Genomic DNA, 11023 nt, shown 5'->3' on the forward strand with positions numbered 1-11023 from the left:
AAGTCATTCAGTGAAAACGTTGATCAGTTGTTATCGTTATACCAACCTAGGCAAAGTTTCATCAAAAATTTGCCTACATTGGTTTAATTATTAGCAGGTTATAGCGATTTTTAAATATACATACCGGCTTATTGAGTTATTTTTCACTCGCAAGAGAGCATAAAATCTCTTCGAGTTCATCCCAAGGTAGTCTGTCTTTATCGATAATTTCAATACGAGACTCAAAGCCTTCTAATGACAACTCGTTAACCGAAACGACTTGGTTAACCACGTTAAATGCAAAGCAGCCTTGTTCGGTATTAACAACGGCTTTAACGCGTTGAGCATTGATGTTCGATAGCAGAGAGAACATTTTTGAAAAATCGAACTCTTGCTCTACCGCAAAGAACCAACCGCAGCTGTGATAGCCCTGGCCGCTATTTTCTTTACGAATAAATAACTGCCCAGGTGCTAACTCGAACCCCGGCAGCGGGGCGATATCGTCACCGTCACCATGATGATGGTGGTGACTATGTTCAGCTTCACGTTCAATACGCTCTAGGTCGAGTAAATCAAGCGCAAGCTCACCTTGAGTTACTTTAGCAATAGCGGCTTTTTTGGGCTCCGCTTGATTGACATATGCGTCGAAGGCTAACAAATCGTAGTCGGTACATTCATCGACTTTATTGGCAACGACAATATCAGCCAACGCGATTTGATCTTGGAAGTTATGGTTATCAGTGTAGAGCGGATCAGACACATGGCGAGGGTCAACCAAGGTGATAGTCGCTTTTAAATCAATGTAATCGCTGTATGTATCAGAGATCATCTTGTTGATCATTTCTTTTGGGTGGCCTAAACCTGTTGGCTCTAGAATTAAGCGATCTGGTTTTTGAGCAAGAAGGGCATTGATGCCGACCGACATGGGTAAACCAGCCACGCAGCACATACAGCCACCTGGTACTTCTTTAACGATCGCGCCTTGTTGGTCCAAAATTGCACCGTCGACGCCGACGTTACCGAACTCATTAATTAGAATGGCCCATTTTTCATTTTCAGGCTTACGCGCCAATAGTGACAAAATAGAGGTTGTTTTACCTGCGCCAAGAAAGCCGGTAATGATATTTGTTGGAATGCGCTTCATACTCAGTGTCACTCTCCTTTTTGGTGGCATTATCATATCACCCAATTGATAATATCTTGGTAAATTAGTCGAAATTGAGTGTTGTTACTGGCTTATTGTTTGAGTTCTGGCCGGTTTTTAAACGCTTCTAATGCTTGTGGATTAGCAAGCGCGCTGACATTTTTAACTGGTAAATTGTGGACAATATTTTTAACCGCAAGTTCAACCAGCTTGCCTGACTTTGTTCGCGGAATGTCACTTACCTCAAGAATGATTTCAGGCACATGTTTTGGTGAGCATTGTGTTTTTATGGCCTGTTTTATGTTTGAAATAAGTACATCATCAAGCTTCGCAGTGTCGACTAATTGTACAAAGAGTACAATGCGACTATCACTCCCGACATTTTGGCTGATTACCAATGAGTCAACAATCTCGTCCATGGGGTTAACTTGACGGTATATTTCAGCGGTACCGATACGGATGCCCCCTGGATTTAATACTGCGTCTGAACGGCCGAAAAATATCATTCCACCAGTCGAGGCTAGCTCAACAAAATCACCGTGATGCCATACGTTAGAGTAGGTATTCCAATAGGCATCATGATATCGGCTTCCGTCGTCATCGTTCCAAAAACCACAGGGCTGGTTGGGAAAGCTGTTACAGCACACCAGCTCACCTTGCTGGTCAATAATAGGCTCACCATGGTGGTTAAATACCCGGACATCCATACCTAATGCTCGGCCTTGGCACTCGCCGCGAAGTACAGGGCTTATAGAATTACCAATGGCAAAACACCCGCAAATATCGGTTCCTCCCGATATCGAGGCAAGCTGAATATCATTATTGATGTGTTGGTAGATAAAATCGAATTGCTCAGGGGCAAGAACTGAACCCGTTGAAAATAGGGTTCTTAGAGATTTTAATGGGTAGTTTTCTTTGGGTGAGTAATTCTGCTTTTGGAGCGCTTCAAGATATTTAGCGGAAGTGCCAAAATGCGTTATTTCTTCCTGCTCAGCCATATCCCAGAGTACGTTTCCAGAAGGGTAGAAAGGCGAACCATCATATATTACCAACGAAGCCTCTGATGCCAGTGCACTCACCATCCAGTTCCACATCATCCAGCCACACGTTGTGAAGTAAAATACCTTGTCGCGAGGTTTAATATCACATTGTAATTGATGCTCTTTTAGGTGGTTGAGAAGTGTACCGCCAACGCTGTGGGTGATGCACTTAGGCTGGCCTGTAGTGCCTGATGAATACAAAATGTAGAGCGGATGATTAAAAGGGACAGGCTGAAAGGTGATTTCATTCGGTTCAAATGTTTTGAGGATAGAATCCCAGTGAGTTACCGCTATCGTTTCAATTGAAGGAGACAATGGCTCGTGTTCACCCTCAATGTAGGGAATAACAACGACGCACTCTAAGCTTGGTAAATTCGACACAACTTGGTTAATTTTATCGTTGTAGCAAATTGACTTACCATTATAAAAATAACCATCTGCACAGAATAAGACTTTAGGTTTTGTTTGATTAAACCGCTCAATGACACTTTCGGATCCAAAGTCGGGGGAGGTTGATGTCCAGATCGCCCCTAGTGATGTTGTTGCGAGCATTGCAACGATGGTTTGCGGTAGGTTGGGTAGATAACCTGCCACAACGTCTCCTTCCGACACACCGTAACTTTTTAGGAAAGCTGCGACTTGCGAGGTCTGGCGATATAATTGCTGCCAGCTTAAATGCTGCTTTCTCGTGAACTCGCCTTCGCTATGAAAAATGATGGCATCAGCTGCGGCATGTGTATGCCAATTTCTTAGCAGATTCTCAGCATAATTAAGTGTAGAAAGTGGAAACCATTGAGTTTCCTTCGGCTGATTCGTTGAATGAGGAGGGCAAAAAGTAACAGGTGGTAGCTTATCGCCGACTACGCCACAGAATTGCCATACCAACTCCCAAAAGTGCTCGTTATTATCAACACTCCAACGGTGTAGCTGGTTGTAATCATGAAACAACATATCTTGCTGTTCACTTAACTCAACCATGAATTGGTATAATTTGCTTTTTTGCAGCCTATCTTTATCCGGCATCCATAACATTGTCGATTCATTGTGAGTGCTATGTGCTTGTTGTGTTCGCATAACCTCTTCCTTTAACTATTTAGCGGCTTAATATGTTGAATGCTCGATTGATAGCGTTTCGCTTTTATTGTTGGTTTATATTGATTGATTATCGGGGTGGGCTTGAATAAACGGGGTTAATGTGAAGCACCGTCTTTCAATATTGAGTAGCGCAGGGTAAGAGCTAGTATCAAAACCAAATCGTTTGGCATTATAGAGCTGTGGAATTAGGCATAAATCAGCCATTGTTGGGTGTTCACTACAACAAAAAGAAGTGTTCTGGTGTGAAATTAGTCGTTCAAGCGTTTGGAACCCACGGCTTAACCAATGGTGATACCACACCATTTTTTCATTCTGATTAACACCCAGTTCGGTATTGAGGTAGTTCAATATTCTTAAGTTATTTAAAGGGTGGATATCACATGCAATGGCAAGTGATATTTCACGACATCGTGCTTTTTCTAGGGGGAGGGCAGGCAGTAAAGGTGGCTCAGGGTAGCATTCGTCAAGGTACTCAATAATCGCAATTGATTGACCTAGTACGCTGGTATCTCCCGACCTTTCAAGCTGTAATCCAGGTACTAACGCATGTGGGTTCACGGAGGTATAGCCGTCGCTATTATGTTCATTGTCTATTAATGATATGGGTAACTGTTCATAAGACAATTGTTTTATGTTTAAAGCGATGCGAACTCGGTAAGCAGCCGATGAACGGTAGTAGTCGTAAAGCTTCATCATTTAATCCTTTATACCCCGAATGAATAAATCCAACTAATGTGGCTTGTGGTGATTAAGGTCGTCATCGCAGTATTTATGTTGATATTTAACGACTTTCTGCTCGATAGCGCCAAATATTGAAGCATTGTTGTTATCGAACATTTCAATGCGCACCGTATCACCAAATTGCAAAAATGGTGTTTTAGCTTCGCCAGATTCAAGGACTTCTAACATACGTTTTTCTGCAATACAGCAAGAGCCACTGCTTCTGTCTTTGTTTGATACTGTGCCTGACCCAATAATCGTACCCGCCGCGATATGGCGACTTTTAGCGACATGTTGTACCAATTCAGAGAAGTTAAATGTCATATCAACCCCTGCGTGAGGCTGACCAAAGAGGCTATTGTTTAAATGTACGTGTAAACGGTGATGTAGCTTAAAATCATGCCAACTATCACCTAACTCGTCGGGTGTAACCGCAACGGGTGAAAACGAAGATGAAGGTTTAGATTGGAAAAAACCAAACCCTTTTCCGAGTTCATTAGGAATAAGGTTTCTCAGTGATACATCATTTACCAGCATGAGTAACTTAATGTGGCCATGCACTTCTTCTGTCCGAGTTCCCATAGGTACATCATCAGTGATAATGGCTATTTCACCTTCAAAATCAATGCCCCAGCTTTCATCTTCAATACTGATATCTTGATTTGGCGCTAGAAAACCATCTGACATACCTTGATATATCAGAGGATCGCTCCAAAAGCTTTCAGGCATTTTAGCCCCTCTTGCTTTTCTTACTAATTCGACGTGATTGACATAAGCACTGCCGTCAGCCCATTGGTAAGCGCGAGGTAACGGGGAGGCACAAAACATCGGGTTGAAAGTAAAACTATTGGATATATCACCGTTATTGAGGTTGTGGTAAATATGTTGAAGGTCGGCTTCGACTTGATCCCAATTATCTAAGGCAAACTGTAGGGTGGGCGCAATATCGTGAGCATGAACAGCAACCTTTAAGTCACGTGATACCACAATGAGTTGACCATCACGGCCATGATTAAGAGATGCGAGTTTCACGTTTGGCTCCTTGTTTACAATGTAAATTGACGGCCTTTAGCCCGAATGATTATTTATTCTCTTGCCATGAGTAAACATAGTCGGTGTTTTCTGCCCCTTCAGGTAGTTCTGCAATTTCAAGTGGGTAACGGGCATCGATCATGACTGCAACTTCATCGGTGTCTTTTTTCGGTTGTGATTTACTTGCTGCCAGTGCTTTAGGGTGAGGTCCATGAGAGAAACCGCATGGGTGGTGGGTAATCATGCCTGCTTCAATGTTATCGCGGCTGAAAAAATTACCTCGGTGATAAAATAGCACTTCATCATAATCATCATTGTTATGAAAAAAAGGGACTTTTAATGCATCAGGATCGGTCTCGATTGGCCTTGGCACAAAAGTACATATCACAAATGCGTCGGCAACAAATGTGGTGTGGGCGGATGGCGGCAAATGGTAACGGTGGCTCATGAGAGGGCGAATATGGCGCCAGTTTAATTTGAATGCGGTTAGGTTGCCTTTCCAGCCCTGTGCGTCGAGCGGGTTAAACGGGTAAGTAATCGTATTAAGGCTGTTTCTGGCCTTTAGGTATACTTGCCAATGCTTATAGCCCTCTGCTGTTTTAACTTGATGAAACGACTGCTGTGCAAGAAATTGGTCGTTAATTTTAGCGTATTCAAGTACCGCAGGATCATAAATAGCATGTTGACCCACTAATCCTCGATCTGCCATTTGAAAACCGCTATTGGTTGCTTCAATCAGTAGTATAGTCGTCGAAGCATGGGGGGTAATTCGCCAGCTGGTTGCTCTGGGTAAGACGATATAATCGCCATCTTTATAGCTTAGGTGCCCATAGTCACAGTAAAGATCACCACAACCATGATGGACGAAAAGCACTTCATCGCCATCGCCGTTGCGGACGAGGTGATCCATTGCGGTATTGGTTTGCCAAACTCGAAGCTTGAGGTTGCTGTTAAACAATAAGAGTGGCGCACTCCAAGGTGTTGCTGTCGATGCATTTATCGCGTTGGTGTTTATGGCCCGAGGTCGTAGCGTGCCTTCCCATTCAATCCAACCTGTAGGGGGGTGAGCATGATACATGTGGCTTGCTGGGCCAAAGAAGCCTTCTTTTCCACACTCTCTTTCATATGTACCTTCCGGAAGGTCGCAATGCGCTTGTTTAGAGGCTTTTCCTTCCGTGATAGGAAATTGAAACCATTGCCGCATAAGAACTCCTGTTTTTAACGGTAGTTAACAGCCATGTTGTACCTAAAATGATGAGCTAGATACGTTTCAAGTGTGGATTCTATTTAGTTAAGGAATGTGTTAACTCTGGCTTAACAAGCGAGAACAAGCAACTTTTTGCCCTGATGGCAAAATGGGATGATATGTCTTGAAGACTTTACATGTTGTTGTAATAACACAAAGTGCAGAGATAAATGGAAGTCGAATAGGTAAGGTGAATAAAACATTTAAATGTAAATTTATTGTTACGCTGGGCAGGGCTTAATTATCGAGTCATGAAGGCGGTGAGTTGAGTAAGGCATCTACCCTTAAATAAGAAAATATTGAAATGCAGATTTTTGAATTTGTGCCACGGAGAGGCAGTGACGGTAGATCGGTGACTAATTATGGGTAGTGCGACTAAGTATACATCGAAAAAACTTGGCGATGATGGCCACGTTGATTGGAGTGAGACAGAAGACCGCGTCTGGCAAGATTTAGTCACGCGGCAATTAAGTTGTTTAGATGGTCGGGCGTGCAATGAATACTTGTATGGTTTGACACTACTGAACTTACCCAAAGAGCATGTACCGCAACTAGCGGAAGTTAATCGTGTACTCGGCAGCAGAACAGGTTGGGAATGTGCAGCAGTGCCAGCGCTGATTAATTTCGATCGCTTTTTTTCATTGTTGGCAAATAAACAATTTCCTGTTGCAACGTTTATACGGCGCCGAGAAGAGTTCGATTACTTGCAAGAGCCCGACTTCTTCCATGAAATATTCGGCCACTGTGCAATGTTAACCAATCCTGCATTTGCAGAGTTTACGCATGCATATGGAAAGTTAGGATTGGCGGCAACACCCGAAGATCGGGTGTATTTGGCGCGGCTATATTGGTTTACCGTTGAGTTTGGTTTATTACGCCAGCAGGGTGAAATACGCATTTATGGTGGTGGAATATTATCATCCCCTGGTGAAACGCATTATGCACTTACAGGCGGTCAGCAAGCACGTATGAGTGCTCAAGAACACCCAAGGTACGCGAAGTTTGATCCTGTTGAGATCATGCGAACCCCATACCGTATCGATATTATGCAGCCAATCTATTTTATATTGGATGATATACAGCAGCTTTATGAGCTCGCACAGCAAGATATTATGAAATATGTAAATGAGGCTCGAAAAAAGGGAATGCATTCGCCTATCTTTAAGTATGCCGTTTAAATTGTTGCTTAATGCATTGTTTCAATAATCTTAATAATCAGAAGAGTAGGATAATAGCCAATGGCAGATTTACATGAATTAAAGTGCGAGGCTTGCCAAGCAGGAGCACCAAAAGTAGCAGAGGAAGATGTCACAGAGCTTTTAACTCAAGTGCCTGAATGGGGTGTAATAGATGTTGGTGGCACTATGCAGTTAGAGCGTATCTTTAGCTTTAAAAATTTCAAACATGCATGGGTATTTACTGATCGCGTTGCCGAGTTGGCTGAACAAGAGTTTCATCATCCGGAGATTACGTTAGAGTGGGGGAAGGTAACCGTTCGATGGTGGAGCCATTCAGCTAAAGGCTTGCACAAAAACGACTTCATTTGCGCGGCTAAAACAGATCTATTGTATTAATATTCATCCGTAAATCCATTAGCCTTACGTTTACCCTAATTGATTGGTAAAAAACGGTTATTTATACAGAGTGATTATATTCAGGGCACTTTAAGACAAATCCTTCCTATACTTGAACCAAGGTGAGTTTTTTGGAAAGGAAATGTCTAAATCACTGTCATTACAAACGCTTGTTAGTTGTGAAGAATGTGGGCTTGTTGTTGAGCTGCCATCGTTAGATGATGGAGAGAAAGCATCATGTCCACGCTGCCACCATACTTTAGCTAAACGTGTGGCACAGCCATTTCAGCGGCCTCTTTCTTATGGGGTTGCGAGTTTAGTGATGCTCGTTGCTAGCGTCAGTTTCCCTTTTATGTCATTCAGTGTACAAGGTATTAGCCAAGAAATTACGCTGATGCATTCTGTCAAAATGTTGAGTGAATACGAAAATAGCTTATTGGCGCTTCTGCTATTAGCCACCGTCGTGATATTGCCTGCTATATATCTGAGCGTCTTATTGTATTTATATGTTCGTGCAGGACAAAGTGTCGCGGGTTGTAAGAAACTTATTTCTACGATGGAAAAGCGATTATGCAGAGCGATGATACGCATTGAACCATGGCTAATGGTTGATGTGTTTTTGATCGGGGTGTTAGTCAGTTTGATTAAAATAGCGGCATTGGCTGATGTCGGTTTAGGGATGTCATTTTGGGCTTTTTGTATTTACACCGTACTTGTTGTTAAATGCGTTTCAATGGTTGACCGAACTTGGCTGTGGATGCAGTTCCTTCCGCTTGTACCCATAAAAGGCATTGTTGCGGGCGATAGTCACCATTCAAATAACCATATTAATTGCCATATTTGCGCGCAAATAAACCCAATATCTACAAATCATAACAGTGCTCTTTGTTTTCGTTGCCATGCTTCGCTTCATCCTTACAACCCTGCACAAATGCTGCAGCGCTCATGGGCATTATTAATTGCAGCTGCTGTGTTTTTTGTACCAGCAAACCTGTATCCAATGATGTATACGGTAAGTCTTGGTAATACTGAAGGCTCTACCATTTTAGGTGGGGTAGTGTTGCTGTGGCAATTGAAATCATACCCCATTGCTGCGGTCATTTTTATTGCGAGTGTTGTGATTCCATTAGCCAAGATGTTTGCTTTAACGTGGCTCTATTTTCATGCGCACCGTAATACCTCTGAAGGTGAACGTGAAGCTATTAAGCAATTAAAGCTTTATCGAGTGACAGAGTTTATTGGCCGGTGGTCAATGATTGATATTTTTGTTGTCGCCATATTAGTTGCTCTTGTTCAATTGCAAAACTTAATGGCTATTTTCCCCGGACCTGCTGCACTTTCATTTGCCTGTGTTGTGTTGCTAACCATGTTGTCGGCAATGACATTTGATCCTCGTATATTTTGGGCGCAGGGAGAAGAAACTAATAAGACGGAAAGAACAGAAATAATGACCAATAACAACAATGAGAACAATGCTCATGAGTGAACAACAATCGCCTAAGGCGAGTAAAGAATCGGTGAAGCAAGTTTCTTCGATATGGCTTGTACCACTTGTCGCTATTGGGATTGGGATATGGATGTTTTATCAATTTATCACGAGCCAAGGACCTGAAATTACTTTAACGATGGATACCGCTGAGGGTATTGAGGTTGGGAAAACCGAAATTAAAGCGCTGAATGTCAAAGTGGGTATCGTTAAAGACGTCACGTTGAATGATGATTACAGCGCTATTCAGGTGATTGTTCAAATGGACAAAGATGCAGCCCGAATGCTGAAAGACGACACACTATTCTGGGTGGTTAAACCACGAATAGGGAAAGAAGGTGTATCGGGCTTAGAAACATTACTTTCTGGTGCCTATATCCAGTTAAGGCCGGGACGAAGTGGAAAAGAGCAGCGAGACTTTACTGTGTTAGAAATACCGCCAGTTGCCCCACCTGATGCGAAAGGTATTAGATTAATTCTAACCCATAATGAGGCCGGAAAGTTGGGCGTTGGCGACCCGGTTTTATATGAAGGCTTTACCGTTGGGCGAGTAGAGAAAGCAACATTTGACCCAGATACAAAGAAAGCGCACTACCAATTATTTATTTTTGAACCGTATAACGGTTTGATTCGTAAGAGAAGTCGCTTTTGGCTAACGTCAGGGGTTGATCTTAATATGTCGGCTGAAGGGTTTAACTTAAAAATTGGTTCGATAGAATCTCTTATTACAGGGGGGGTCAGTTTCCGTGTACCTAAAGGCAGAGATCCCGGCAAGCTAATTACCGCTGAGCTTTCAAAATTTCGACTTTATAACAACCTCAAGCAAGTCAAAGAGCGGTTTTTCGATGAGTATCTTGAGTATGTCATGTTTTTTGATGAGTCGGTGAGGGGGCTAAATGAAGGTGCACCAATTGAATACCGTGGTATTCGAGTGGGTACGGTGCAGAAAGTGCCTCTCAGCTTATCAACGATGGAAGAAGGTTTCACGAATAAGCAAATTCCAGTCTTAGTGCGTATTGAACTTGGCCGGGTACTTCAACACATCAATTATGGCTCGTTGGATGAATTGAAGTTAAACCTAGAGAAAGAGTTTGGCGCTGGTTTAAGGGCGTCTTTAAAGACGGGGAATATTCTAACGGGGGCGCTACTTATCGATTTAGAACAATACCCCGATGAGAAAATGCCAAATACAAGGCAATATAGCGGTTATGATTTATTCCCAACGAAAGCGGGTGGCTTTGCTCAAATACAGAAGCAAATTATGGCGATTTTGAATAAGGTAAATGAGCTACCGGTTGAGGACACATTAAAGAGTTTAAATGCGACATTAAGCACCTCTCAGAAAACGTTGGCAGCAGCGGAAGGCGTAGCAAAAGAACTAACGGGCTTACTCGCGCAAAAAGATACTCAAGCAATACCAGGCGATATTCGTCATAGTTTAGAGCAAATCCAGAAAACCTTAAATGGCTTTGGACCTGATGCTCAGCCCTATCAAAATCTAGAGCAGGCATTAGCCCAGTTTGAGCATGTCATGGCAGAGCTTCAACCTGTGTTAAGGCAGTTAAATGAGAAACCTAACTCATTAATATTTACCAGTGAGAAGACACCTGACCCAATACCTGCTGGGGGAGTACAATAATGTCTCGATTTCTATTGTTTTTGACGCTTGTTTTAACAGGGTGTAGTTCATCGGAGCCAGCAGTTAAA

At 42.7% G+C, this 11023-nt stretch carries 9 protein-coding genes; 4 read left to right on the forward strand and 5 right to left on the reverse strand.

Going from position 1 to position 11023, the window contains the following annotated elements:
- Window positions 1-136: 136 nt before the first annotated feature.
- The 5 genes from L4D09_RS11330 to L4D09_RS11350 all read right to left on the reverse strand — a co-directional run bounded on the left by L4D09_RS11330 (window position 137) and on the right by L4D09_RS11350 (window position 6214).
- A complete protein-coding gene (locus L4D09_RS11330) occupies window positions 137-1123 on the reverse strand; it encodes a CobW family GTP-binding protein (RefSeq protein ID WP_428457619.1) in 987 nt (328 codons plus the stop codon).
- Window positions 1124-1215: 92 nt separating this feature from the next.
- Window positions 1216-3237, reverse strand: a complete 2022-nt coding sequence (locus L4D09_RS11335; protein WP_428457620.1) for an acetoacetate--CoA ligase — start codon at window positions 3235-3237, stop codon at window positions 1216-1218.
- Window positions 3238-3312: 75 nt separating this feature from the next.
- Complete coding sequence (gene maiA, locus L4D09_RS11340; RefSeq protein WP_428457632.1) at window positions 3313-3951, reverse strand: maleylacetoacetate isomerase; 639 nt, start codon at window positions 3949-3951, stop codon at window positions 3313-3315.
- 36 nt (window positions 3952-3987) lie between these two features.
- Window positions 3988-5010, reverse strand: a complete 1023-nt coding sequence (locus L4D09_RS11345) for a fumarylacetoacetate hydrolase family protein (RefSeq protein ID WP_428457621.1) — start codon at window positions 5008-5010, stop codon at window positions 3988-3990.
- A 49-nt stretch (window positions 5011-5059) separates the two neighbouring features.
- Complete coding sequence (locus L4D09_RS11350) at window positions 5060-6214, reverse strand: homogentisate 1,2-dioxygenase (protein WP_428457622.1); 1155 nt, start codon at window positions 6212-6214, stop codon at window positions 5060-5062.
- Between the two features lie 404 nt (window positions 6215-6618).
- Between L4D09_RS11350 and phhA the strand changes: the two genes are divergently transcribed.
- The 4 genes from phhA (at window position 6619) to pqiB (ending at window position 10955) form a co-directional block, all read left to right on the forward strand.
- Window positions 6619-7434, forward strand: a complete 816-nt coding sequence (gene phhA / locus L4D09_RS11355; protein ID WP_428457623.1) for a phenylalanine 4-monooxygenase — start codon at window positions 6619-6621, stop codon at window positions 7432-7434.
- Between the two features lie 60 nt (window positions 7435-7494).
- Window positions 7495-7830 carry a 4a-hydroxytetrahydrobiopterin dehydratase gene (locus tag L4D09_RS11360; RefSeq protein WP_428457624.1) on the forward strand — a complete coding sequence of 112 codons (336 nt, stop codon included), beginning with the start codon at window positions 7495-7497 and terminating at the stop codon, window positions 7828-7830.
- A gap of 142 nt (window positions 7831-7972) precedes the next feature.
- Window positions 7973-9316 (forward strand): PqiA/YebS family transporter subunit, encoded by a 1344-nt coding sequence (locus tag L4D09_RS11365; RefSeq protein ID WP_428457625.1) that lies wholly within the window; start codon window positions 7973-7975, stop codon window positions 9314-9316.
- The gene (pqiB, locus tag L4D09_RS11370; protein ID WP_428457626.1) at window positions 9309-10955 is read left to right on the forward strand and encodes an intermembrane transport protein PqiB; all 1647 of its coding nucleotides are present in this window, start codon (window positions 9309-9311) and stop codon (window positions 10953-10955) included. The genes L4D09_RS11365 and pqiB overlap by 8 nt, the downstream gene beginning before the upstream one ends.
- Window positions 10956-11023 lie beyond the last annotated feature (68 nt).

The sequence above is a fragment of the Photobacterium makurazakiensis genome (genome assembly GCF_050336715.1).
GTDB classification, from domain to species: domain Bacteria; phylum Pseudomonadota; class Gammaproteobacteria; order Enterobacterales; family Vibrionaceae; genus Photobacterium; species Photobacterium makurazakiensis.

Excerpts from the sequence above, each read along its gene's own strand:
- L4D09_RS11330 (WP_428457619.1), bottom strand. The coding sequence starts at position 1,123 with ATGAAGCGCATTCCAACAAATATCATTACCGGCTTTCTTGGCGCAGGT.
- L4D09_RS11335 (WP_428457620.1), bottom strand. The coding sequence starts at position 3,237 with ATGCGAACACAACAAGCACATAGCACTCACAATGAATCGACAATGTTA.
- maiA (WP_428457632.1), bottom strand. The coding sequence starts at position 3,951 with ATGAAGCTTTACGACTACTACCGTTCATCGGCTGCTTACCGAGTTCGC.
- L4D09_RS11350 (WP_428457622.1), bottom strand. The coding sequence starts at position 6,214 with ATGCGGCAATGGTTTCAATTTCCTATCACGGAAGGAAAAGCCTCTAAA.
- phhA (WP_428457623.1), top strand. The coding sequence starts at position 6,619 with ATGGGTAGTGCGACTAAGTATACATCGAAAAAACTTGGCGATGATGGC.
- L4D09_RS11360 (WP_428457624.1), top strand. The coding sequence starts at position 7,495 with ATGGCAGATTTACATGAATTAAAGTGCGAGGCTTGCCAAGCAGGAGCA.
- L4D09_RS11365 (WP_428457625.1), top strand. The coding sequence starts at position 7,973 with ATGTCTAAATCACTGTCATTACAAACGCTTGTTAGTTGTGAAGAATGT.
- pqiB (WP_428457626.1), top strand. The coding sequence starts at position 9,309 with ATGAGTGAACAACAATCGCCTAAGGCGAGTAAAGAATCGGTGAAGCAA.